The organism is Sneathia sanguinegens (assembly GCF_001517935.1).
Taxonomy (GTDB): domain Bacteria; phylum Fusobacteriota; class Fusobacteriia; order Fusobacteriales; family Leptotrichiaceae; genus Sneathia; species Sneathia sanguinegens.
Window position 1 is genome coordinate 84,237 of record NZ_LOQF01000002.1, and the last position, 24,421, is coordinate 108,657.

Sequence of the window (24,421 nt, forward strand, 5' to 3'; positions counted from 1 at the left end):
TGGTTTACTTTTCATTCTTAACAATCATGTATTTTAATATATTTTCAGTTATATTCAACTTTGTTTCCACATTAGTTAATTTTGTTCCATCCATAACAAAACTTGTTAAAACATAATAACCATTTTCTTTTTTCTTTATAGGATAAGCTAATTTTCTTTCTCCCATAATTTCAGTACTAACTTCTGTAGCTCCATTTTGTGTTAATAAAGTTTCAACTGTTTCAACACAAGCTTTTTTTTCTTCATCAGAAATTTGTGTTGTTAGTATAAACATTATTTCATACTTTGTCATTCTTCATTTCTCCTTTCCTTATGGTTTTTAGCCCAAAGACATATGTCTAAAAGCAAGGTATTTTCATTATATCAAATTATCAAATTTCTGTCAAATTATATCATTTTTTATTTATCAATTCTTTTAATTGCTTTATTTGTTCTTTTAAGTCACTCACTTCATTATTTAAATCTTTAATTTCTTTTTTCATTGAATCAATTGAGTTATTCTTATATTTTCCAAATTGAACTCCTAAACCTAATCCTACTGAAAAATTCCCTTTATGTGTAACTGAACTTGATAATCTATATGTTACTCTATCATCTGGCGAAACACCACTAACACCTAAAGCAAACGCATGATTTTTACCATAGTAACCATATGCTCCACTTATTTGATGGCTATATTTAAAGCTTGAATTTGCCATTCCCAAATTAGCTATTGCTACAGCTGCAGATGTTCCATCATACAACCCACTTTTTTGATTTTCAGCCTCTTGCATTTCAATATTTTTTACACTCATTTTTTTAAATTCTTCATCTATATATTTTTTTGTATCTTCATTTAAACCTGCATTATGTGGAGTTTGTGATCCTCCTTTATTAGGATTTCCTCCATTTCCGTCAAGCAATTGATTTCCAAATGCTAAAATTTGTAATAAAAATAATAATAAAGCTATTTTCTTTTTCATTTATTCTTCCCTTTCTTCAATAATATTGCCAAGTTTGGAAAATTTATTATTTCCATTCATATTTCATATTAAAATTCAATTTCAAATATTCATTAATTGCCTTATCTGATAAATTTCTTTGTTTTTCTTTAGAAATATACTTATATTCTCCTTTAACAAATTTTAAACCTGCTATAGCTTCAGCATTAAGCATCAAATTATTTGTTACATTATATTTCAATTCTAAACCTACTTCACCTTTTAATCTATGCAAAAAATATTCATTATAGAACTTAGTATAATCATCAAGAGTTCCAATATGCTTTAAATGTCTATTTAAATATTCAACTCTTATTTTAGGAATTAAAGTCAATTTATCATTAATTTTACCTTCATATGCAGAATAAACATCCAAATCTAGAAAATTTCCCTTTGAAAAAAAACGTTCATTTCTTAAAGTCTCTACTATTCTAACTTTTGATCCAAGTAAATACTTATTTAAAAATTTATTACTTATTTCTGTATTAAGTCCATATATAACTCCATTATTTTTTTCATATGTAACATAGGTGAAAATTGCATTTGCAAATGGCATAACCTTAATTTTAAAATCTTTATTAACATATTGTACTTTTAGATATGATTTAAATACACTGCTTGGCTTACGTACATCATCTAAGTTAACACTATTAAAATAAAAATTTTGTGTCATTAATTGATCATGTTCTTCACCATTATACGCTTCATATAAATATCCAGTTTCTTCTTCTGTATATAACTTTCTATAATCTCCAATACCAAAATAATTTAGATGTGCATATGGTTTTAACTTACTATATTTATAGTTCTTTATTGTAGCAAATTTTCCATCTATATTCACATTTTCATTAGCTTTTACACTAAAATCCAATCCTGTTGTAAAATACGTATCATTTTCAGAACCCCAATCAGAACCATAATATTCAGGATCATTTATTACTACTTTTTCATTAAAATGATCTATGCCAAAACTTGTTTTAATATTTGCTTTATTAGAAATATTAACATCCAAATAAATCTTATTTTGTGTTCTAAGTCTTTGTTCTTTTTCAATATAGCAATTAAGCTTATTATCTAAACCTAATTTCACTCCACCTTTAAATTTAAAAGCTACATCTGCACCAAGTTGAACATATTCTCTATAAATATCTCCAAAATCTTCAGATTTAACTTTAGCTTTTAGTGTTACATCTGCTTTTTCATCTCTTATCATTGCATATTCTAAACTGGCTTTACTAGCTTTAGCAACATTTTGTTTGACATTATACATATAACTATTTAGTTCATCATAATTATCTGCATATTTAGGATAGTCAATTAATTTTCTTTTTTCCATATCTTTATTTAAAAAACGACTATATCCAATCTTTTTAAAATATAACTCATCAAACCCTATATTAGTTTTAAATTTGAACTTACCTTGTTCTACATTCAATCTAATTCCTGCTTTATCAACCTTATTATTTCCATTACTTTCAACATAGAATTTTCCATATGTTTCTACATAACCCTTTGAAAAACTTACTAATGAAAGTAATAGGCTTAATACACATATTTTTTTCATAATTCACCTTCATTTTTTTAATAGCATTAATAATTGTACCCCCCCCCGCCTTTTTTTGTCAATAGCATTTTACTTTTTATTTACATTTTAAAAATAAATTAAACTTTTTTTAAAACATATTTTTATATAAGCCATATTTGTGACATTTTATTACCTTCAACACTTTATTCTTAATTCTTGTTAAACAAAAAAATTTAATTTTAATATTTATTTGAATGAAGTAATCAATATATTATTTTTTTACTAAAAAATTTTTTTTATTTATATTTCCATTTGACTTTCCATAAAATTTAACTTATAGTATTTTGCTATATATTGAAAAAAAAATTAAAAAGTGCTATTATTGAATTAAACTATAGATACAAGGAGTTTATATGAAAAAAATAGCAATTTTAACAAGCGGTGGAGATGCACAAGGAATGAATACAGCTATTCGTGCCGTTGCAAAAGCCGCAATGTATAAAGGTTGGGAAGTTTATGGAATAAAAAGAGGTTATAAGGGGATGTTAACTGATGACATTTACTTAATGACACCTCTTGATGTTGCAAACATCGCCGATAAAGGTGGAACAAAATTATTAACTGCTCGTTTACCAGAATTTAAAGATCCAAAAATCAGAGCACAAGCCGTTGAAAATTTGAAAAAAAGAGGTATTGAAGCTCTTGTTGTTATAGGTGGAGATGGTTCATATCATGGAGCACATTTTCTTAACTTAGAACATGGTATTCAAACTGTTGGTTTACCTGGTACAATTGATAATGATATTGCCGGTACAGATTATACAATTGGTTTTCATACAGCACTTAACATTGTAATCGATGCTATATCAAAATTACATGATACTGCACAATCACATGATAGAACTATATTAGTTGAAGTTATGGGAAGAAATTGTGGAGATCTTGCACTTAATGCTTGTATAGCAGGTGGAGCTAATGGAGCTATCATCCCAGAAGTTCCTTACAAAATAGAAGATATTGAAAATATAATTCGTAAAAGAAGAGCCGAAGGAAAGAACTTTGATGTCATAGTTGTTTCTGAAGGAGTAGGTAATACAAAAGAAATTGCAGATACATTACAAAAAAGAAATCCTGATCTTGACGTAAAGGTTACTACTTTAGGTCATATACAAAGAGGGGGAGCACCTACTGCATTTGATAGACTACTTGCAACAAGACTTGGAATTGCTGCCGTTGACTTAATTGAAAAAAATGAAGCTAATGGTATAATGTTAGGAATTGAAAAAACTAAGGTCGTTACACACAAACTTGCTTATGCTTGGGAAAATTACGAAAAGAAAGACCAAAAATTTTATGAAATTGCTATGATGTTATCAATATAATAATTAATATATAATTAATTTAGGAGGAATTATGAAAATTAAAATGACAAAAGTTGTTTGTACTATAGGTCCTAAGAGTGAATCACCTGAAGTACTTAAGGAACTATTATTAAGTGGTATGAACGTTATGAGACTTAACTTTTCTCACGGTGATCATGAAGAACATGGTAAGAGAATTGTAACATTAAGAAAATTATGTAAAGAAACTGGTAAATTTGTTGCTATAATGTTAGATACTAAAGGTCCTGAAATCAGAACAGGTGAATTTAGAGACGGAGACATTAAGTACAATCTTGTTGAAGGACACAAAATTATTTTAACTACTGATTATTCTTTCAAAGGAGACGATAAGAAAATATCTGTTTCATACAAAGATATAACAAAAGATTTAAAACCTGGTAATACTATTTTAATAGACGATGGTTTAATTGCATTAAATGTTGACTCTATAAAAGGTGAAGAATTATATTGTACAGTTAAAAATAGTGGTTCTTTAGGACAAAAGAAGGGTGTTAACTTACCAAATGTATCAGTTAGCTTACCTGCATTAGCACCTAAAGATATTGACGATTTGAAATTCGGTTGTGAACAAGGTGTTGACTATGTTGCAGCATCATTTATTAGAAAGGCTTCTGATGTTGCTGAAGTTAGAAGAGTTCTTGATGAAAATGGTGGAGAAAATATTAAAATAATACCTAAGATTGAAACTCAAGAAGGTTTTGATAATTTTGATGAAATTCTTGAATTATCAGATGGTATAATGGTAGCAAGAGGAGACTTAGGTGTTGAAGTACCCGTTGAACAAGTTCCTTATATGCAAAAAGTTATGATAAGAAAATGTAATGAAGCTGGTAAACCAGTTATAACTGCTACTCAAATGTTAGACTCAATGCAAAAAAATCCAAGACCTACAAGAGCCGAAGCAGGAGATGTTGCTAATGCAATACTTGATGGTACTGATGCAGTAATGTTATCAGGAGAATCTGCAAATGGTAAATACCCAGTAGAAGCTGTTAAAACTATGACAAAAATTTCAGCTGTAACTGATAAAATTGGAGTTCAAAGAAGAACTTATACACCTAGTACAATGACTATTACAGAAGCAATAAGTAAAAGTGCTGTATATGCAAGTGAAACATTAAATGCTAAATTAATAGTTTGTTGGACTAAGACAGGTAGAGCAGCTAAAATGATAAGAAAATACAATCCAGTTGTACCTATAATTGCCTTGACAGATAACGAACAAACTGCAAGACAATTATCAGTAGTTAGAGGTGTTAGAGCTGTATTAGCTACTGAACTTGATAAAACTGATGATTTCTTTAAGAAGGCTGTTGAAGTTGCTGAAAGTCATTCAATCACAACTGAAGATGAAAATTATACTGGAATTAAAAAAGGTGATTTAGTTGTATTAGTAACAGGTATTTCTGAAACAGGAACTACAAATACTCTTAAAGTTACTAGAATTGGTGAAAATCAATAAATACTAACAAATATTCAAGGGAGTATCTAATACTCCCTTTTATTAGTAAAGGAAAAATTATGACTAAATTAGAAGATTTAATTACTGCTTTTTCAAAATTACAAGGTATAGGGAAAAAAAGTGCTACTAGAATTGCCTTTGATTTTTTAAGTAAAAAGCCTGAAGATGTTAATGCATTTTTAAATGTTTTAAAGTCTTCTTATGAAACTATTAAACCTTGTAAGATTTGCCAAAGCTTAACTGATACTGAAATTTGTGATATTTGTCGTAATCCTAAAAGGGATCATTCCATCCTTTGTATTGTTGAAGATACAAAAGATGTATTTGCAATTGAAAAATCTTCTATCTATACAGGGCTTTATCATGTTTTAGGTGGAAAAGTTGACCCTCTTAATGGTATTGGCATTGATGATTTAAATATTAAAGAATTGTTAGATAGACTTGCTGATATTAAAGAAATCATTTTTGCACTTAATCCTGATATTGAGGGTGAAACAACTATACTTTATTTAACAAAACTTTTACCTAAACATATTAAAATAAGTAAAATTGCAAGTGGTATCCCAATGGGAGGTAATATAGAATATACTGACATTATCACACTTACAAAATCTTTAGAAGGGAGACAAATAATAAATTATGAACAATAATACATTTTTTACATCTGAATTTGTATCACCTGGGCATCCTGACAAAATTTGTGATCAAATATCTGATGCAATTTTAGATGAATGCCTTAAATATGATGAAAATTCAAGAGTTGCCTGTGAAACATTTGCAACTACTGGTTTAATCTTAATTGGTGGTGAAATTACAACAAAAACTTATGTTGATGTTCAAGATATTGCTAGAGGAGTTATAAAAGAAATAGGATATAAGCCGGGGTTAGGTTTTGATTATGATTGTGGAGTAATTAATACCATTCATTCACAATCACCTGATATTTCTATGGGTGTTGATACTGGAGGTGCCGGAGATCAAGGTATAATGTTCGGAGGTGCCGTAGATGAAACTCCTGAACTTATGCCACTTGCCATTACATTAGCTAGAGAGATTATAAGAAAATTAACAGAACTTACAAGAAATAATACTCTTAGTTGGGCAAGACCTGATGCAAAGTCACAAGTTACTCTTGAATATGATGGTAATAAAATAGTTGATATTGATACTCTTGTTTTATCTGTTCAACATGATGAAAAAGTTGATCTTGATAAAATAAAAAGTGATATTAAAGAACTTGTTTTCAAACCCGTAGTAGAAAAATATGGATATAAATTAGAAAATGTTAAACATATCTATATTAATCCTACTGGTAGATTTGTAATTGGTGGTCCACATGGAGATACTGGACTTACTGGTAGAAAAATTATTGTCGATACTTATGGTGGATATTTTAGACATGGTGGTGGAGCATTTTCAGGAAAAGATTCATCAAAAGTTGATAGATCTGCTGCATATATGGCAAGATATATTGCAAAAAATATTGTTGCAGCTAAGCTTGCTAAAAAATGCGAAGTTCAATTATCTTATGCTATTGGTGTAAATAAACCTACATCAATAAAAGTTGAAACATTCAATACATCAAAATATTCTGAAAAAGATATTGAAAATGTTGTAACAAAATTATTCGACTTGAGTCCTCGTGGAATAGAAAAAACTCTTAATTTAAGAAAACCTAATTTCAAATATAGAGATCTTGCTGCATTTGGACATATTGGTAGAACAGATATAGATGTTACTTGGGAAAAAACAGATATGGTTAATAAAATTTTGGAGGAACTTAACAAATAATGAATAAAAAAATTTTTATTTTATTTTCTTTACTTTTAGTTTTTTTTGTTAGCTGCCAAAGCAATACTGAAAAAACTTTAACATACAACTTAGTTTCAGAACCAACAACAATAGATCCTCATAATTTTAATGAATTAGTTTCAGTACAACTTATGAATAATATTTATGAAGGTTTACTTCGTATAGATGAAAAAGGTAATTATGTGCCTGCCTTAGCAAAATCATATACAGAAAATGGAACTAAATTAACTTTTACTTTGAAAGATAATTTAAAATGGTCTGACGGCTCTAAACTTACAATAGATGATATCATTTTTGGCTTTAAAAGAGCTTTAGATAAAAATACAGCTTCTCGTTTTGCTGAATATCTATTTCCTATTAAAAATGCTAAAAAATTTAATGCAGGCTTAATATCTGAAAAGGAATTAGGTATACAAAATGTAGATGGTAAACTTGTAATAACTTTAGAAAAACCTACACCATATTTTAAAGATATCTTAACTTTACCTATTTCATTTCCAGTAAAAAAAGGAATAACACAAGACATAGGTGATTATACAAAAGCACTATATAACGGACCTTATATTATACAAAAAATGGATAATTCTAGTATTATTTTAAAAGAAAATAAGTACTATTGGAATAAAAAAGAAACTAAATTCAAAAATGTAAAACTTTTATTTGTTTCTGACTTTGGTGTATTGGAAAATTTAATAAAAAATTCTGAAGTAGATCTTGCTAGAGTTGAACCCTATGATTTAAATAGTAAAAGAAAAAATAATGAATTACTTTCATATACTAATGGTCGTATTTGGTACTTAGACTTTAATCTTGATAATCCTATATTAAAAAATATGAAATATCGTATTGCAATCAGAAATAGTATCGACAGACAAAAATATGTTGATGTTATTAAAGAAGATGGATCAAAGGTTGCAAAATCTGTTATTTCTGGTATATTAGGAAATTATAGAAAAGAATTTCCTGATAACAATTATTTTAAAGATAATATTAAATCTAATATTTTAGCTGGTAAAAAATTAAGACTTTTAACTGGTAATTCTTCAGTTGAAGTAAAAGAAGCTAATTTTATTCAAGAAGAACTTAGAACAAAATTGAAACTTAATGTTGTAGTTACAACTGTTTCTTTCAAAGATAGACTTGCTTTGACAAGAAGTAAAGATTTTGATATGGTTCTAAATACCTATAGTCCAAAATTCAATGATCCTATTAGTATTTTGAATCGTTGGTATAATAAAAAATTAAATAATTGGTCTCAAGCTAAATATGATGCTCTTATTGATCAAATAAATGAAGAACAAGATACACAAAAAAGATATTTACTAATGAATAAAGCAGAAAAATTGTTAATTGATGAAGCAATAATAGCACCCTTATACTATTCATCAGAAAATTGGTATATACGAAAAGGCTTAAGCAATATTGTTATTCATCCTATTACAAATACAATGGATTTATTTAGAATAAAATAGTTACAAAAAAGCTGTGCAATAAACACAGCTTTTTTCATAGATACCCCATTGGATTTACTATATTAACTCCTCTTCTAACTTCAAAATAAAGAGTTGATTTCTTTGTTTCTGAATCTCTTCCTAATGTTCCTATACTTTGTCCTTTTTTAACCACAGCATTTCTTCCTACTCTTACAGAAGCTAAATTTCCATAAACTGTAACTAAGCTACCATGATTTATTATTACAACTTTACCTAAACCTCCAAGACTTCCTGCAAATATTACTGTTCCTGTATCTGCAGCAGAAACTGATTGTCCTAAAGAACCTAAAATTTCTATACCCTTACTCTTTAAACCTTGTACTTTTTCATGTCCAAAGCCTACAACTACTTTACCTCTTATTGGGTACATAAGAGACCCTGTTCCCTTAACAACATTTATTGGTTCTATATCTTTTTCTATAACCTTTTGTCCCTTCTTTTTCTTAGCTTCTTCTAGTTTTCTTTTTCTTTCTCTTTCTAGTCTTTGTTGTCTTAAAGCATTTTGTCTAATAATTTCATTTATTTGTGCTTCTAATCTTGATCTTTCTGAAGCTAACTTTTTATTTGTACTTTCCATTTTACTATTTTCAGAAATTAATCTAGATTGTAGAGCTTTTAATTCTGCAACAGCAGTATTTTTTCTTGCAACTGCAGTATTTAATTCTCTCTTTTTATTTTCCAATTCATTTCTTGCATTCATAACTTTGTTCGCTTCAGTTTGATTCTTTTGTTTTATTCCTTCAACTTTTTTCTTATTAGTTTCTACACCTTGCTTATAGGTTTCAATACCCTTAATTTTATTAATTTGTAAATCTAATATTGCCTTAGCATCATGTCTTAACTTATCATTTTTAGCACTGTTACTCATTTCAAGTTTTATGCTTCTAGCTTTTCTTAATATATCATAATTTTTTACTTTTACATTATATTCATCTTTATTTATTTTTATTTGTGCGTCACTATTTTGTATTTTTTGTATACTTGCTTTTATATCTTGTTCATTTGCACCAATGGCCTTTAATAGATCTATATATTTTTTTTCCAAAATATTATATTCATTTTGTAATTTTGAAATTTGTATATTTAGATCTTTAATTTCTCCTTGTAAGCTTGCTTGTGTTTTTTTAGATACAAAAATTTGTGTATTATTTTTTGAAATTTTTGTCCTATTTTGTGCAACTTGTTGATTAATTTGTGCAATTCTTTTTCTATTTTTATTAATCTTAGAATCTGAAAAAGCCATATATGGAAGACAAAAAGCTAGTAAAATAGAAACCATTCTATATTTCCCAGTTATTTTCATCTTCATCTCCTATTTCTTCAGTTGAAGTTGCATCTTCCTTTTCATCATTTTCTTCAACAATTATCTTTTCTAAACTTTTAATTTTGAAATATCTATTCATAGCAAAGAATGAAATAATTGCTGAAATAATTATTGCTGCTACAAATAGAACTATTGCTACACTTGCTTCTTCTAATATTGATACTGTTGTTGTGTAACTTGGTAAAATTTGTTTTATATTCTTTACCAATAATTGCCTAATTAGTTGATATAGACCAAAACTAATTAAAGTTGATAAGAATATAACAGCAACACTTTCTAAGAAGAATGTTTTCTTAAGTACTTTTGCTTTTACACCTTCTTCAAGAAATTCGTGTATTTCTTTTTTTCTTGTTTTAATTGAAAAACTTACAATGTTATATATCATAAATAGACATATAACTGTTGAAACAACTGCAACTTTTACACTCAAAGAATCTATTCCCTTAGAAAAATTAATATTTTTTTCCAAAGCCTTTGTTCTAAAATCTACAGCTGATATTTCTGGCATATTTAATAAGCTTGTCTTTAATTGATCTAATTTAACTGATTTATTTAAATATACAAAGAATGCATCATTTAATGGATTTTCACTTTCATCAATTGCTACTCCTAATTCCTTAGCAGCTATCTTCAATGCTATTTCCTTAGATTCATATCTTATTGATGAAACACCAGGTAATTCTATAATTTTTTGTGAAAGATTATTTTTGGTATTTTCATCTAAATCATTAAGATAAACTATAACTTGATTTGTATTTGCTTGCATAGAACTATATTCTTTTAAATTAAGTAAAGCAAAGGCAAAAAATTCTACTATTACAAAGACTATTGTTAAAGTAATAATTGCCGATAAAAATATTCCCTTATCTGTTAATTTTTTTGTATATTTTTTATTATCTTGCATATCACAGCTCCTTACATATTTTTAAGAACTAAATCTACTATATTTATAGCTCTCAATCCATATTTATCTAACATTTCATTTCCTTCACCGCTTTGTCCAAATATATCATTGACTCCATGTCTAATAATTTTTGTTGGATATACTCCTGATAAGTATTCACAAACTGCTGAACCCAAACCTCCAATGATAGAATGTTCTTCTGAAGTTACTATAAATTTACATTCTTTTGCTGCTTTTAATACTACTTCTTCATCCAAAGGTTTAATAGTTGACATATTTATAACTCTAGCTTTTATACCTTTTTCTTCTAGCATTTCTGCTGCCTTTAAAGCTTCATATACTAATAAGCCTGTAGCTATAAGGGCAACATCATTTCCTTCTTTTAAAGTTGTTGCTTTTCCAATTTCAAATTTATAATTTTCATCAAATAAGATAGGTACTGCCAATCTTCCTAATCTCATATATACAGGTCCTTTATAATCTGCAATTGCAAATACCATTTTTTCTGTTTCTACAGCATCTGATGGTGATAAAACTACCATACCTGGCAAAACTCTCATTAATGCTATATCTTCTATTGATTGATGTGATCCACCATCTTCACCTAATGATATTCCTGCATGTGTTGGACAAATTTTTACATTAAGATGTGGATAAGCAATACTATTTCTTATTTGATCAAAGGCTCTACCTGCGGCAAATACAGCAAATGTAGAGGCAAAAGGAATTTTTCCTGTTGTTGCAAGTCCTGCTGCTGTTCCCATCATATTTGCTTCTGCTATACCCATGTTAAAATGTCTATTCGGAAATTCTTTTTGAAAAAAAGTAGTCATTGTTGATTTTGTTAAATCTGCATCAAGAACAACAACATCTTTATTGACTTTACCTAATTTAACTAAAGCTTCACCATATGCTAATCTAGTAGCTTTCTTTTCCATATTAATTTTTCCTCCCTAATCTTCTAACTCTTTCATTGCTTTTTCATATTCTTCTTTATTTGGTGCTTTACCATGCCATCCATAGTTTCCTTCCATAAATGAAACACCTTTACCTTTTATAGTATGTGCAACTATTGCTGTTGGTTTACCTTTTGTATTTCTTGCTTCTTTTAAGGCTTCTTTTATTTGATCAAAATTATGACCATCTATTTCAATTACATTCCAACCAAATGCTAAGAATTTATCCTTTATTGATATTAAATTCATAACATCTTTTACATTACCATCTATTTGTAGTCCATTTGAATCTATTATTGCAACTAAATTATCTAATTTATAATGAGCTGCAGCCATTGCTGCTTCATAACATTGCCCTTCTTGTAATTCACCATCACCTAATATAGCATAAACTCTATATTCTGGTCCAAATTTCTTAGATGCTAAAGCCATACCATTAGCTGCTGATAAACCTTGACCAAGTGAACCTGTTGACATTTCTATTGCCTTAATTTTTTTCAAATCAGGATGTCCTTGTAAAGGAGAACCAAATTTTCTAAGTTGTGTTATTAAACTTTTATCAAGAAAACCTTTTTCCATCAATGTTGAATATAGACCTGGTGCAGCATGCCCTTTACTCAATACTAATCTATCTCTATTTACCATTTTAGGATCAGAAACATTCACATTCATTTCATCAAAATAAAGTACAGTTAATATATCTGTTATTGATAATGATCCACCTGGATGTCCTGATTTTGCATGATATATCATTTCAACTATATCTTTTCTAATATTTTTTGCAATTTTAGCTAATTCAATATTTTTCATAAAAACCTCCATTATATTTCTTTTTTCTTAATAGCATAAAAGGCAATTGAGATAATGAGCATAACTATAGCAAAGCATAAACTTATAATAACTCCTTCTTTTGTTGCATTTCTTAAACCTTGCTCATCTGCTATACTTCCATATACAATTGTAGAAACTGAAATTATTGCTTCCACCATAAAGGCTAATTTTAAGAAAAAACCTTGTATTCCAAATAGTAAACCTTCAACAGAAACTCCTGATTTTTTACTTATCTCTGTTGAAATTTCACTAAGCATAGCTGGTGGAAATATAAAGGCAGCTCCACTGATACCTACACCTATTATAGCACAAAATGTATAAATTGTTATTATATTTGCTCCATTAAACAATACCAAACCTAAAGTTCCTAGTATAATAATTAAAATATCTAATATCATTATCTTTTTAAAACCATATTTTTTCGTAATACTATTTGTAATTGGAAAAAATATTGCAGAAGTTAAAAATATCACTGCTGATACTATTGTAACAAAACCTGCATCCTTATTTAAAATTAAGCTAACATAATATGCTAAGCTCCCTCTTATTATATTAAATGCACTAAAGAAAAAAAACAGTCCTAAAAAATAGCTCAATACTTCAAAATTGCTAATTTCTTTTATTGTTTTTCTAAAACTTGAACCTTTAGATAATTCATTCTTATTTGTCAATTTTGATTCACCAAGAAATAATGCACAAATATAAATACCTATAACTGAAATTAAAGAAAAACATATTATCATAAGTCTGAATCCTAAAATAGAGCTTTTAGCAGTTTCTGTTAATTTAGATAGAATTATTCCTGAAAATACCAAAGGTATAGCTGTAAATACAAGTCTAAAAATTGATTGTACTGTTGATAAATTAATTCTTTCATACTTATCATTTGCTAAATCTGGTATCATTGAATTATATGGTCCTCCAACTAAAGTATAGGCAACAAAATATATTGATCCTATAATAGAAAAATATACAAATCTTTGAAATACTGTTGTCCCCATTGGATAGAAAAATAATATCATTGCTATTCCTAAAGGTATTCCACCAATTAACATAAAAATTGATCTTCTTCCTAATTTTGAATGATTATGATCTGACATATATCCAACTATAGGATCTGTAATTGCATCAACTAAACGCATTATTATAAATCCCAATACAATATATCTAGTTGGTAATATAGTTTTTAATCCAACACCTTTAGGTGGTAAATAAAAATATTTAAGCCATTGAACAAATAATTGATCTAGCATAAAATATGAAACACCTATACCATATAAAATATAGGCTTTTTTTGATAATTTATTCATATTTTCTCACTTTCTAAAAATTTATTTATTGTTTGTGTATATTCTTCTTTATATTCTAAATAAATACGAACATGTTGCCCTTTTCTAAAGGCTTTAAATCTTACTTTTTCTTTTTTTTCATCAGATAAATTAAAATATTCTTTTTCAATAATACGAAATGGTGTCAATTTATCTTTCTTAGATTGAAGTAATAATGTCGGAATATCACCTAATAATTCTGATAATCTTAATTTTTTTAAATTTTTATCTACTATCTTATTTAAAGCTATAAATGAAGGAATTAAAAATACTTTTGGTATAGTATAATCCTTTATTTTTGAATGATGTAAAATAATTTTTTGTATATTAGATACTGGGCTATCTAAAATCATCTTACTTATTTTTATATTTTTTTCACTCAACTCTTTCTGAAATAATTTTGAGCATATTGCAGCCCCCATACCTCCTTGAGAAAACCCATATAGTACAAAATTATTTAACTTATATCTTTCATTTAGCATTTTCATACTACTATAAATATCTCTTGCAAAAAAATATCCAAATGCTGTCATTGCTTCATCAGATTTTCCTGAATTTCTTAAATCTGGTATGAAAATATTATATTTATTTTCTTTATCAATTTCAGAAAATATTTGTAAAAATTTAAGACAAAATATTCTATTATTATTTCTTCCATGTAATAAAAGTATTGTGTTTTTTGGTTTATCACTTCTTTTTATATACCAGCCGTATAAATTAAGCCCATCAATAGACTTATATTTAACTTCTTCATAATTCATAGAAAAAATAGTCGGAGAATATTTTCCAGAAATCATTTTATTTTTACTTTTCATAACCTCTTTTAATGATTGCTCTAACGTTTTTTTTGGATATTTTATTATTTTATTTAATATATACATATTATCTACTTTCATAATATTTAGTATTTGTAAAGCTATATTCTTCAAAAAGATATGAATATAACTGCTTAAATTTATCTTCTTCTATTAAATCTTTAAAATTAACACAAATCTTATCTCTATTTTTTATATACTTAGCTCCTTTTTCATTAATTCCTAAGATTTTAATTTGTTTTATTTCAGAATTTTTTGATATATCTTCTTTCTTAATTTCTAATATTATATTTAACATAAGTCTTTTTACCCTATTAATTGAAATATTTCTTGAAGACATTAATTTTAAAAATTCAAAATAATCATTTGTTTTCTTAACTACCTTCAACATCTTATTAAAAATATCTTCTTTTAAATCAAATATATTTTCAAATTTTCGAGTTAAAATTAGAAATTTAAATAATGTATATAGCTTATTTTCATAATTTAAATTATATTGATATTTTTTAGAAAAAGGTAAATATTTTTCTACATTTTGCCCATTTTTTATCATTTTTCTTATATTCGTTGCTGAACTTATATTAGAACATATCTTTTCTTCATTATAGTTCACTAGCTTTCTTTTTATTATATAAGGTTTAATATTTAAGTTATAATTCCTTATTGTCCTTAAATATTCCATAGCTAATATATTATTCGAAGTATACAAGTAACTTAAATCTCCAAGAGCTTTTTCACAAGATTTATTATATGAAAAACCACTTTTCAAATGATCTTTTAAAATACTTTTCTCTAATTTATCCATCATTAAATATATATCTTCTATTTTATCTGTTTCAGCTCCAAAGACTTGATAATCTGCTCCTAATTCTTCAAGTAATCTTGTTGAATAATTGCAAAAAATTTCTGCATTTTGTATTGCATATTTTGTTGGAATGCCAACAACTATATCATAACCCATTTCCAAAGCTATTTCTGTCTTATCTCTTTGATTTAAAATACTAACTTCTCCCCTTTGAACAAAATCAGGAGAAATAACTGCAATTTTTATATCTGCTTTTATTTTATCAACTTGATATTTATGCCCATAATGAAAAGGATTAAATTCTGCAACAACACCCGCTACCATTGTACACCTCAAAATACTTCCATTTCTATTCTATTTTTATATTTGTCACAAACTCTTACAACCTTATATGCCTTATTTTTTGTTAAACCTTTTACTGCTTGTATTTCCTTAACTGAAGCATTTAGAATACCACTCACATCCTTAAATTCTCCAATTATATTTTCAGTTTCCTTTTTTGTTAAACTAGGTATATTACCTAATAATCTATAACCTTTTGCTATTAAAGAATCTTCCATTATTAAATTTTTAACATTATATCCTAATAAATTAACAATATATTCATCTTCTGTAATATCTGTACTATCTACTTTTAAAACTTTATCTAGTATTTTGTCATATTTTTCTTTTTTATCACAATTAAAACTATAATCTTTAATTAAATTTGTAAAATTCTTTTTATGTCCTATCATAATTTCTTTATTTTGTAATTGCAATGTTTTACCTTCAGTACCTAATTCTAATATATATTGATTAATTTTATTTTCCATATTGAAAAGTAATATAAAAAATCTAATAACTCTAACAACTTCTTCAAGAGTAACTAATTTTTCATACTCTAAATGATTAATATTATTTAAACAACGATTTATTATACTAGAATATTTTTCCAAAGACATTATTGCTTGAGAAGATTTAATTAATAAATCTCCAAGAGAATCTAATGAATATTTTATATTATCTTTATATATCGTAATCTTATTTCTTCTTTCAGATATAGTTATTACAATATTACCAGTTTGCATTGCCATTCTATGTGCTGTTCTATGTCTTGTACCACTTTCATCAGTAATTAGAGTATGGTCAGGTTGCAATTGCAAGTTAGCTCCATATATTTTCTTTATATCTTTTGAAACAATAACAGCTCCATCCATTTTTGCTAATTCATATACTTTTTGCGGAGAAAAAGTAGTATCTAGTATAAAACCACCTTCCATTAATCCCTCTATTTCACTAGGTTCACATAAAATTATTAAGGCTCCTAATGAAGCTTCTTGTATTCTATCTATTGCATTTCTCAATGGTTGTCCAGGTGCAATTATTCCAAATATTTCTTTTAATATTTCTCTTTTATCTGTCATTAATTAATCCTTTCTACCAATTCACTTATATTATCAATAAAACTTAATTTTATTTTAAATTTTTCTTTTTCTACTTCATCCTTTTGTACTTTAGGTAAATAAACTCCTGTAAAGCCAAGTTTTTCTAACTCTTTTAATCTCTTTCTTAAAAAAGATACAGCTCTAACCTCACCTCTAAGTCCTAGTTCTCCTAATACAGCTATTTTAGCACTTATTTCTATTGATTTAACAGAAGATATTAATGATAAAATTATTGCTAAATCACTTGCTCTTTCTTTTATCTCTATTCCTCCTGGGACATTTACATATACATCATTTAAATTAAAATCTAATTTCATATGCTTTGATAAAATAGCTAACAATATTTCTAATCTATTTTTATCTAAGCCTTGTATAATTCTTTTTGGATATCCATATATAGCCTTATTAATCAATGTTTGTATTTCAAATAGTACTACTCTACTACCTTCTATACTAGGAACTATTATACTTCCTACATTTTTTTCATCTCTTTCAGAGATAAAGAATAATGACGGATTTTTAACCTCTTCTATTCCTTGATCATGTATTACAAATATTGAAATTTCATTAGTTGAACCATATCTATTTTTTGTACTTCTAATTATTCTATATGTGTTTTCCTCATTTCCTTCAAAAGAAATAACACAATCTACCATATGTTCTAATAACTTAGGCCCTGCTAATTTTCCATCTTTTGTAACATGACCAACTATAAAAAAAGATATTTCATTTTCTTTAGCAAGTTGTATTAATTTTAAGGCACACTCTCTTATTTGACTAACACTTGCAGGTAATGAATTAACAGTTTCACTATATAGGGTTTGTATTGAATCAATAACTACTACTTTCGCTTTTACCTTTTTAATTGAATCAATTATATATTCTAATCTTGTATCACTTAATACATTAAGTTTTTTAGCTGAAATATTAATCCTATTTGCCCTTTCTTTTATTTGTTTTTGTGATTCTTCACCAGAAATATATAGACAAATATTTTCTTTAGAATATTCTGCTAATAACTTTAATAAAAAGGTTGATTTACCTATTCCTGGTTCTCCAGTTATTAGAATAACTTCAGAATTAGTTAAACCTCCTCCTAGTACCCTATCAAATTCTGTAAAACTTGTTTTTAATCTAAATTCTTCCTCTATTTCTATATTATCTATACTTTTTACTTCCTTTGATAAGTTTGTATCTATATAAAGATTTTTCATCTCTACTTCTTCTTCAATAGTACCCCACATACTACAATTTGGACATTTTCCTAACCATTTTGTAGTTCTATAGGCACAAGTTGAACAAACATACTCATGCTTATTTTTTGCCATTCATTTCATCAACCTTTTTCATTAATTCTTTTTTCACATAATCTGTAACAAAATATTTAAGTTCTCCTTTATGCAAGGCAACATCCCTAACTATACTTGAACTTAAATAAAGATATTTTCTTGATGAATTTAAAAATATTGTTTCAAATTCTTTTTTTGTCAATTGTTTATTAGTTAAATCTAATTGCACTTCATATTCGTAATCTGATACAGCTCTTAAACCTCTTATTAATACATCTACATCTTCTCTTTCTATTAAATCTACTAATAAACCTTTAAAAGCTATAACTTTTATTTTACAATTTTCTACATCTAATTCTGAAATACTATGTTTTAATAAATTAATTCTTTCTTCCACACTAAACCATATGTTAGATTTACTTGAATTTTGTAAAACTGCAACTATTAATTCCTCTGTTAATTTACTTGCCCTTTGTATTATATCTAAATGTCCTTTTGTAACAGGGTCAAAACTTCCAGGATATATTGCTCTTTTTATCATTTTATCGTCCCCATATTATCCAATGCATTTTTAGCTGCCATTTTTTCAGCTTCTTTTTTATTTTTTGCTACTCCTTCACCCATTATTTTTCCATTAACCTTAACGACTACAGTAAAAATTTTATCATGATCAGGACCTTTTGTATCTATTATTTCATATTCTGGTGTATGTTTATATAAAGCTTGTATATATTCTTGAAATTTTGTCTTATAGTCAAGTATTCCTTCTATACTACTCAAATGTTCAACATTTCTTTTCAAGTAACGCAAAATTATCTTCTTTGTTGTATAATAATCTGAATCAAGAAATATCGCTCCAACTAATGCTTCAAAAGCATCACCTAATATAGACTTTCTAGTTCTACCTCCAGAAGAATTTTCTCCATTGCTTAAATATAAATAAGCTCCAAGATTTAATGAAGTTGCTATAGTTGAAAATGAATTTTCACTTATTAATTTACTTTTTATCTTGGACATATCTCCTTCTTTTAAATTTTTATATTTTCCTACTATATATTCAGTTGAAATTAAATCTAAAACAGAATCACCTAAGAATTCTAATCTTTCATTATCTTTAAAATTATGTAAATTATGTTCATTAGCATAGGACCTGTGGGTCAAAGCTTGAATCAACAAATTTATATTTTTAAATTCATAATGTATTTCTTCTTGTAAGGATACCAAATTTAATTCTTGTTCCAATATTTACACCTCTATTTTTTTTCTAATAAAACTATTATATCTTGTATAGTTTCTATATCATTTAATTCTTCTTTTTTAAATTCTACATTAAATTCTGTTTCTATTGCCGAAATTATTTCAGCGACATCTAATGAATCAGCACCTAAATCTTCTATTAGCTTGCTATCTAATTTTATATCTTTTTCATCAATATCTAACTGTTCTAGTAATATATTTTTAATTTTTTCAAACATTTTTTTCCTCCCATTTATCTATTAAATTATACCAATATATTCATTTTTTTTCAATCTTCGGCAAATAAAAAAGTACCTATAAGCAAAATTGCTTATAAGTACCTATAATTAACTATCTAATTGTTGCTGAATCTAATGGTTGTCCATTAACTTCTAAATCGAACATTGCTCCATCAACACCATCTATTATATATCCTAAGAAAGTTGGAACGAAGAAGTTACCTACTCCAAAAGCTCCTATATTAATTTTAGATTCAACATTTAATTTTTGAAGTGGAGTTTCTACAACATAATATGCAGCCTTAAATGCTCCATCTCCTCTTTTAACTTTTGCAGTAATTTCTCCTCTACCTTGAGCTAAAATTGTTCCTCTCTTATCCTTTAATGTAATCATTTGATTACTTGAAGATTTAATTCTAACATTTGAGTTAGTTCCGTGTACTACTGATGCACAGCTAGATAATGCTAGTGTTGTTAAGATTAAAAATAATGTTTTTTTCATTATTAACACTCCTTTTTTTATAGATATTTCAATTATATCATATTTTTTTATTTTAACAAATATTTTTGTAATTTTCTACTCGAAATTGATAATATAAGTGTCCCAATAATTAAAATTGTTGACAATGCATTAATTGTTGGTGAAATTCCAAATTTTAACATCGAATATATTTGTATAGGCAAAGTATCTGAATTAGTTCCAGTTACAAAACTTGTTATTACATAATCGTCTAAAGATAAGGTTAAAGACATCAAAAATGCTGATATAATTCCCGGTGTCATAGTTGGTATAATTATTTTAATCAATGTTTGAAATTCTGTAGCACCTAAATCTCTTGCTGCTTCAACTATAGAAAAATCAAATTCATCTAATCTTGACATTATTATAAACAATGAAAATGGTATATTAAATGTTGTATGTGCTATAAATATAGTCGTTAGTCCCAATGTTATATTAGAATTCATATTGAAAAATATTAAAAGTGAAACACCTATTATTAAATCCGGTAAAACCAAAGGAACATAAGTCAATATCTTAACATAATTTTTCATTTTAAAATTATACCACTTTATCCCTATTGCACCTAAGGTTGCAATTACTACTGAGGCACTAGAAGATAAAAGTGCAATAACTATACTTCTCCAAAAAGTTATCCATAAATGTGGCGAATTGAAAAATAATTCCTTATACCATTTTAGTGAAAAACTATCCCAAACATATGCTTTTGATGCATTAAATGATAGTATAACTAACATTATTATTGGCACATAAAAGAATATTATCACTAAGGCGAAAAATAGAGTTGAAATTATTTTTTTATCATTATTCATCTATTTCACCACCCTTACTAATTAACATACATATTATAGTTATTATTATGAAAATAGTAGAAATTGCGGCAGCTGATGGCCAATCACGCAAAACAAACATTTTATTTGCAATAACATTTCCTAACATTATTCCGTCAGTTCCCCCTACTATATCTGGAACTGCATATGATCCTATAGCAGGTATAAATGTTAAAACTATTGCTGTAATAATACCCCCTTTTATTCCCGGTAAGAATATTTTTATTAAAGCCTGATACTTATTTGCTCCCAAATCTCTTGCAGCATCTATTAATGAAAAATCAAACTTTTCTATAGAAGTATACAAAGGCAAAATAGCATAGGGCATTAATATATATACACTAATTATTATTACTGCTCTTTGATTATATAACAGGGCTACTGGTGCTTTCAATCCAAAAATAACCATTATTAATTTATTTATCAAACCGTTATTCCCTATTAAACCAATCAATGCAAAAATTCTTACCAAAAAATTTGTCCAAAAAGGGATAACTATTAATAATAACCATAAATTTTTATTCTTTGATGTTGAAATGAAATATGCTGTTGGTACAGATAAAATTATTACAACTGCTGTTATTATTATAGATATCTTTAAAGTTTTAAATAAAATTGTAAGTAATTGAGGATCTGCTAAATCTTTATATGCTTTCAAAGTGAAAGTTGTATAATTTTCTATTCCCCCATAAGCCGATTTTTTTAAAAAACTAAAATAAACTATTATTGCTGTTGGTATAGCAAAAAATATTGTCATCCATATTGTTAGTGGTAGGTAATAAAGTAATTTCAAATTTTTCTTATGCATTTACATCACCTCTACCAAATATGCATCCTCATAATTCCAATAGAAATAAACCTTTTCTTTCCATTCAAATAATTCATCTTCTTCCAAGAATTCCCTATGTTGATCAAAAGCCTTTATTATTCTATCGCTACCTTCAATTTTAATAAACAATTTACTTTGAAAGCCTGAATATATAACTTCATCTATAATTCCTTGTAATATCTTATATTTTTCATTTGCTTTAGGTGGCTTATTATCTACCTTTATTTTTTCTGGTCTTAATGTTAATTTAACTTTATTTCCAACTTTTACAGGTTTATCTAATTCAACCTTAAATTCCCCTATTTCTTCTGATACTGCTATTGCATAATTATCATAAACTTCCTTTATTTTTCCATATATAAAATTAGTTTCTCCTATGAAATCTGCAACAAAAGTATCAGCAGGAGTTTCATATATTTCATTAGGTGTTCCCACTTGTAAGACATTTCCATTATGCATTACAGCTATTCTATCAGAAACACTCAAAGCTTCTTCTTGATCATGTGTAACAAAAACAAAGGTTATTCCTACTTCATCATGAATATCATCCAAATCTATTAGTAATTTTTGTCTTAATTTTGCATCTAATGCTGACAATGGTTCATCTAGCAGAAGAACTTCTGGCTTATTAATCAAAGCTCTTGCTATAGATACTCTTTGTTTTTGACCACCAGATAAAGAAATTGGATATTTTTTTGCATATTTTTGCAAACCTACTAAATCTAAATATTTATTTACTTCCCTTTTTATTTCATCTTTTTTCATTTTCTTTAACTTTAAAGGAAAAGCTATATTATCAAAAACCGTCATATTGGGAAATAGTGCATAATTTTGAAAGACTGTATTAACATTTCGCTTATTTGGAGCTAAAATATCAATTCTTTCTCCATTTACTTTTATTTGACCTTCATCTGGGCTAATAAATCCTGCTATCATTCTAAGCAATGTTGTTTTACCACAACCTGAAGGTCCTAATATCGAGAAAAATTCTCCTTTTCTTATACTTAAATTTACATTTTTTAAAACTTTTTCTTCACCAAAAGCCTTAGATATATTTAAAATTTCTAAATCTTTTTCCAATTCTACCCCCTATTTATTAAAATATTCTCTTGCTAATTCTTTCAAATAAAAGACATCATATATACCGCATAATTCTCTTATTGAGTGCATTGATAAAATAGGCACTCCTAAATCTACTGAATCTATATCCAAATGTCTTGCACTTAATGGACCTATTGTAGTTCCTCCTACTTCATTTGAATTATTTACAAAAATTTGTAATTTAATATCTTTATCTTGTGCAATTTCTTTAATTACTGCCATTGAATAACCATCTGATGTATATTTTTGATTTACACTTAATTTAAGTGCTACTCCTTCATTAATCAAACATTGATTTGTTATATCTGATTTTTCTAAGAAAGCAGGATGTGCTATATGTCCACTATCTGCTGACAACATAAATGAAGAACTTAAAATTTGCAAGAATACTTCTCTATCATAGCCTAAGGCATACATTATTCTTTCTAAAATATTTGATAGATAATTTGAATCTGCTCCTTGTTTTGTAGAACTTCCTATTTCTTCATTATCAAAACCAACAAAAACATTTATTTTTTCTGATTCATTTTCTGATTCAACTAAACCTATTAAACCAGTATATACTGATAAAAGATTATCTAATTTTGTACAAGACATCATTTCTTCATTTAAACCTACAAGACAACCTTTTTCTTTAGGATATAGGGCTAAATCAAAGTCCAATATTTCTTCAATTTTTACATTTAATTCTTTTGAAATATGTTCTAGTAATAAGTTTTTTGTTTCTAATTTATTTTTTATAATACTCAAAATTGGCAATAATTCCTTTTGTTTATCTATTTTATGACCATTATTGACATCTCTATTTTGATGTATTGCAAGATTAGGTATAACTACTGTTAATTTTTCTAATTTAACACTAATAGTTTTAGGTCTAAAAGCATCTGAACTTCTTAATATTATTCTTCCTGCAATACCTAAAGGTCTATCAAACCATGTTGATAAAATAGGCCCTCCATATACTTCTGTATTTAATCTTACAATATTATTTGTCTTTATTTCTGAATTAGGTTTTATTCTTATACTTGGGCTATCTGTATGAGATGCAAATATTTTTATTCCCTTTTGTAAATCAAATTTCTTAGGTATAGTAAAGGCTATTATTGTAGAATTAGTTTTTTTCATATAATAACGCCCACCTAATTTTAAATCCCATTTTTTTGTTGGTTCTAATCTTGTAAATCCATTTTCATCCAAAATTGCTGAACTATTTTTTATAACATGATAAGTACTAGGACTATCATCAACAAATTCTATTAATTCTCTTGAAAATCCTTTTATTTCTAATTTTTTTATATCATCTTCGCTCATTGTT

General features: G+C 26.9%; 25 protein-coding genes. 5 read left to right on the forward strand and 20 right to left on the reverse strand.

All coding sequences use genetic code 11. From position 1 onward, the window contains the following. Window positions 1-4: 4 nt before the first annotated feature. From rpsF to AWT65_RS01340, 3 genes are all read right to left on the reverse strand, one after another. Entirely contained in the window at window positions 5-292 is a 288-nt protein-coding gene (gene rpsF / locus AWT65_RS01330) for a 30S ribosomal protein S6 (RefSeq protein WP_066728564.1), read from the reverse strand. Between the two features lie 100 nt (window positions 293-392). Beyond that, window positions 393-962: a YadA-like family protein gene (locus AWT65_RS01335; protein ID WP_066728565.1), complete on the reverse strand. Its 570-nt coding sequence runs from the start codon at window positions 960-962 to the stop codon at window positions 393-395. Between the two features lie 46 nt (window positions 963-1,008). After that, window positions 1,009-2,544, reverse strand: coding sequence for a hypothetical protein (locus AWT65_RS01340; RefSeq protein ID WP_066728567.1), 1,536 nt, complete (start codon window positions 2,542-2,544; stop codon window positions 1,009-1,011). A 374-nt stretch (window positions 2,545-2,918) separates the two neighbouring features. On the opposite strand from AWT65_RS01340, the gene pfkA reads away from it, so the two are divergent. The 5 genes from pfkA to AWT65_RS01365 are packed head-to-tail and all read left to right on the forward strand — an operon-like array spanning window position 2,919 to window position 8,654. After that, complete coding sequence (gene pfkA / locus AWT65_RS01345) at window positions 2,919-3,887, forward strand: 6-phosphofructokinase (protein ID WP_066728568.1); 969 nt, start codon at window positions 2,919-2,921, stop codon at window positions 3,885-3,887. A 31-nt stretch (window positions 3,888-3,918) separates the two neighbouring features. Beyond that, window positions 3,919-5,370 (forward strand): pyruvate kinase PykF, encoded by a 1,452-nt coding sequence (gene pykF, locus AWT65_RS01350; protein WP_083497779.1) that lies wholly within the window; start codon window positions 3,919-3,921, stop codon window positions 5,368-5,370. A gap of 56 nt (window positions 5,371-5,426) precedes the next feature. After that, a complete protein-coding gene (gene recR, locus AWT65_RS01355) occupies window positions 5,427-6,020 on the forward strand; it encodes a recombination mediator RecR (protein WP_066728569.1) in 594 nt (197 codons plus the stop codon). Continuing rightward, window positions 6,010-7,161: a methionine adenosyltransferase gene (gene metK, locus AWT65_RS01360; protein WP_066728570.1), complete on the forward strand. Its 1,152-nt coding sequence runs from the start codon at window positions 6,010-6,012 to the stop codon at window positions 7,159-7,161. Before recR ends, metK begins: the two co-directional genes overlap by 11 nt. Next, window positions 7,161-8,654 (forward strand): peptide ABC transporter substrate-binding protein, encoded by a 1,494-nt coding sequence (locus tag AWT65_RS01365; RefSeq protein ID WP_066728572.1) that lies wholly within the window; start codon window positions 7,161-7,163, stop codon window positions 8,652-8,654. Before metK ends, AWT65_RS01365 begins: the two co-directional genes overlap by 1 nt. 34 nt (window positions 8,655-8,688) lie before the next feature. Here the strand turns inward: AWT65_RS01365 and AWT65_RS01370 are convergent, their stop codons facing one another. The 17 genes from AWT65_RS01370 to AWT65_RS01450 form a co-directional block, all read right to left on the reverse strand. After that, window positions 8,689-9,978, reverse strand: coding sequence for a murein hydrolase activator EnvC family protein (locus AWT65_RS01370; protein WP_066728574.1), 1,290 nt, complete (start codon window positions 9,976-9,978; stop codon window positions 8,689-8,691). Beyond that, a complete protein-coding gene (locus AWT65_RS01375) occupies window positions 9,956-10,903 on the reverse strand; it encodes a cell division protein FtsX (RefSeq protein ID WP_066728576.1) in 948 nt (315 codons plus the stop codon). The genes AWT65_RS01370 and AWT65_RS01375 overlap by 23 nt, the downstream gene beginning before the upstream one ends. A gap of 11 nt (window positions 10,904-10,914) precedes the next feature. Beyond that, a complete protein-coding gene (locus AWT65_RS01380; protein WP_066728581.1) occupies window positions 10,915-11,841 on the reverse strand; it encodes a transketolase family protein in 927 nt (308 codons plus the stop codon). A 15-nt stretch (window positions 11,842-11,856) separates the two neighbouring features. After that, a complete protein-coding gene (locus AWT65_RS01385; protein ID WP_066728583.1) occupies window positions 11,857-12,669 on the reverse strand; it encodes a transketolase in 813 nt (270 codons plus the stop codon). 11 nt (window positions 12,670-12,680) lie between these two features. Next, entirely contained in the window at window positions 12,681-14,000 is a 1,320-nt protein-coding gene (locus AWT65_RS01390; protein WP_066728585.1) for an MFS transporter, read from the reverse strand. Further along, the gene (locus AWT65_RS01395; protein WP_198142929.1) at window positions 13,997-14,833 is read right to left on the reverse strand and encodes an alpha/beta hydrolase; all 837 of its coding nucleotides are present in this window, start codon (window positions 14,831-14,833) and stop codon (window positions 13,997-13,999) included. The genes AWT65_RS01390 and AWT65_RS01395 overlap by 4 nt, the downstream gene beginning before the upstream one ends. 67 nt (window positions 14,834-14,900) lie before the next feature. After that, window positions 14,901-15,962: a nucleotidyltransferase family protein gene (locus AWT65_RS01400; protein WP_066728589.1), complete on the reverse strand. Its 1,062-nt coding sequence runs from the start codon at window positions 15,960-15,962 to the stop codon at window positions 14,901-14,903. 8 nt (window positions 15,963-15,970) lie between these two features. Beyond that, window positions 15,971-17,041 carry a DNA integrity scanning diadenylate cyclase DisA gene (gene disA, locus AWT65_RS01405; protein WP_066728591.1) on the reverse strand — a complete coding sequence of 357 codons (1,071 nt, stop codon included), beginning with the start codon at window positions 17,039-17,041 and terminating at the stop codon, window positions 15,971-15,973. Next, complete coding sequence (radA, locus tag AWT65_RS01410) at window positions 17,041-18,390, reverse strand: DNA repair protein RadA (RefSeq protein ID WP_066728593.1); 1,350 nt, start codon at window positions 18,388-18,390, stop codon at window positions 17,041-17,043. The genes disA and radA overlap by 1 nt, the downstream gene beginning before the upstream one ends. Continuing rightward, window positions 18,377-18,892, reverse strand: a complete 516-nt coding sequence (gene coaD / locus AWT65_RS01415) for a pantetheine-phosphate adenylyltransferase (protein WP_066728595.1) — start codon at window positions 18,890-18,892, stop codon at window positions 18,377-18,379. The genes radA and coaD overlap by 14 nt, the downstream gene beginning before the upstream one ends. Next, a complete protein-coding gene (gene rnc, locus AWT65_RS01420) occupies window positions 18,889-19,593 on the reverse strand; it encodes a ribonuclease III (RefSeq protein WP_198142930.1) in 705 nt (234 codons plus the stop codon). The genes coaD and rnc overlap by 4 nt, the downstream gene beginning before the upstream one ends. 11 nt (window positions 19,594-19,604) lie before the next feature. Further along, complete coding sequence (locus tag AWT65_RS01425; protein WP_066728600.1) at window positions 19,605-19,826, reverse strand: acyl carrier protein; 222 nt, start codon at window positions 19,824-19,826, stop codon at window positions 19,605-19,607. A 112-nt stretch (window positions 19,827-19,938) separates the two neighbouring features. Continuing rightward, the gene (locus AWT65_RS01430) at window positions 19,939-20,328 is read right to left on the reverse strand and encodes a lipoprotein (protein ID WP_066728604.1); all 390 of its coding nucleotides are present in this window, start codon (window positions 20,326-20,328) and stop codon (window positions 19,939-19,941) included. A gap of 47 nt (window positions 20,329-20,375) precedes the next feature. Continuing rightward, the gene (locus AWT65_RS01435; RefSeq protein WP_066728606.1) at window positions 20,376-21,158 is read right to left on the reverse strand and encodes an ABC transporter permease; all 783 of its coding nucleotides are present in this window, start codon (window positions 21,156-21,158) and stop codon (window positions 20,376-20,378) included. Then, a complete protein-coding gene (locus AWT65_RS01440; protein ID WP_066728608.1) occupies window positions 21,151-21,984 on the reverse strand; it encodes an ABC transporter permease in 834 nt (277 codons plus the stop codon). Before AWT65_RS01440 ends, AWT65_RS01435 begins: the two co-directional genes overlap by 8 nt. Then, window positions 21,985-23,085 (reverse strand): ABC transporter ATP-binding protein, encoded by a 1,101-nt coding sequence (locus tag AWT65_RS01445; protein WP_066728610.1) that lies wholly within the window; start codon window positions 23,083-23,085, stop codon window positions 21,985-21,987. Between the two features lie 9 nt (window positions 23,086-23,094). Further along, a complete protein-coding gene (locus AWT65_RS01450; RefSeq protein ID WP_066728612.1) occupies window positions 23,095-24,417 on the reverse strand; it encodes a M18 family aminopeptidase in 1,323 nt (440 codons plus the stop codon). Window positions 24,418-24,421: the final 4 nt, after the last annotated feature.

Excerpts from the sequence above, each read along its gene's own strand:
- rpsF (WP_066728564.1), bottom strand. The coding sequence starts at position 292 with ATGACAAAGTATGAAATAATGTTTATACTAACAACACAAATTTCTGAT.
- AWT65_RS01335 (WP_066728565.1), bottom strand. The coding sequence starts at position 962 with ATGAAAAAGAAAATAGCTTTATTATTATTTTTATTACAAATTTTAGCA.
- AWT65_RS01340 (WP_066728567.1), bottom strand. The coding sequence starts at position 2,544 with ATGAAAAAAATATGTGTATTAAGCCTATTACTTTCATTAGTAAGTTTT.
- pfkA (WP_066728568.1), top strand. The coding sequence starts at position 2,919 with ATGAAAAAAATAGCAATTTTAACAAGCGGTGGAGATGCACAAGGAATG.
- pykF (WP_083497779.1), top strand. The coding sequence starts at position 3,919 with ATGAAAATTAAAATGACAAAAGTTGTTTGTACTATAGGTCCTAAGAGT.
- metK (WP_066728570.1), top strand. The coding sequence starts at position 6,010 with ATGAACAATAATACATTTTTTACATCTGAATTTGTATCACCTGGGCAT.
- AWT65_RS01365 (WP_066728572.1), top strand. The coding sequence starts at position 7,161 with ATGAATAAAAAAATTTTTATTTTATTTTCTTTACTTTTAGTTTTTTTT.
- AWT65_RS01370 (WP_066728574.1), bottom strand. The coding sequence starts at position 9,978 with ATGAAAATAACTGGGAAATATAGAATGGTTTCTATTTTACTAGCTTTT.
- AWT65_RS01375 (WP_066728576.1), bottom strand. The coding sequence starts at position 10,903 with ATGCAAGATAATAAAAAATATACAAAAAAATTAACAGATAAGGGAATA.
- AWT65_RS01380 (WP_066728581.1), bottom strand. The coding sequence starts at position 11,841 with ATGGAAAAGAAAGCTACTAGATTAGCATATGGTGAAGCTTTAGTTAAA.
- AWT65_RS01385 (WP_066728583.1), bottom strand. The coding sequence starts at position 12,669 with ATGAAAAATATTGAATTAGCTAAAATTGCAAAAAATATTAGAAAAGAT.
- AWT65_RS01390 (WP_066728585.1), bottom strand. The coding sequence starts at position 14,000 with ATGAATAAATTATCAAAAAAAGCCTATATTTTATATGGTATAGGTGTT.
- AWT65_RS01395 (WP_198142929.1), bottom strand. The coding sequence starts at position 14,833 with ATGAAAAGTAAAAATAAAATGATTTCTGGAAAATATTCTCCGACTATT.
- AWT65_RS01400 (WP_066728589.1), bottom strand. The coding sequence starts at position 15,962 with ATGGTAGCGGGTGTTGTTGCAGAATTTAATCCTTTTCATTATGGGCAT.
- disA (WP_066728591.1), bottom strand. The coding sequence starts at position 17,041 with ATGACAGATAAAAGAGAAATATTAAAAGAAATATTTGGAATAATTGCA.
- radA (WP_066728593.1), bottom strand. The coding sequence starts at position 18,390 with ATGGCAAAAAATAAGCATGAGTATGTTTGTTCAACTTGTGCCTATAGA.
- coaD (WP_066728595.1), bottom strand. The coding sequence starts at position 18,892 with ATGATAAAAAGAGCAATATATCCTGGAAGTTTTGACCCTGTTACAAAA.
- AWT65_RS01425 (WP_066728600.1), bottom strand. The coding sequence starts at position 19,826 with ATGTTTGAAAAAATTAAAAATATATTACTAGAACAGTTAGATATTGAT.
- AWT65_RS01430 (WP_066728604.1), bottom strand. The coding sequence starts at position 20,328 with ATGAAAAAAACATTATTTTTAATCTTAACAACACTAGCATTATCTAGC.
- AWT65_RS01435 (WP_066728606.1), bottom strand. The coding sequence starts at position 21,158 with ATGAATAATGATAAAAAAATAATTTCAACTCTATTTTTCGCCTTAGTG.
- AWT65_RS01440 (WP_066728608.1), bottom strand. The coding sequence starts at position 21,984 with ATGCATAAGAAAAATTTGAAATTACTTTATTACCTACCACTAACAATA.
- AWT65_RS01450 (WP_066728612.1), bottom strand. The coding sequence starts at position 24,417 with ATGAGCGAAGATGATATAAAAAAATTAGAAATAAAAGGATTTTCAAGA.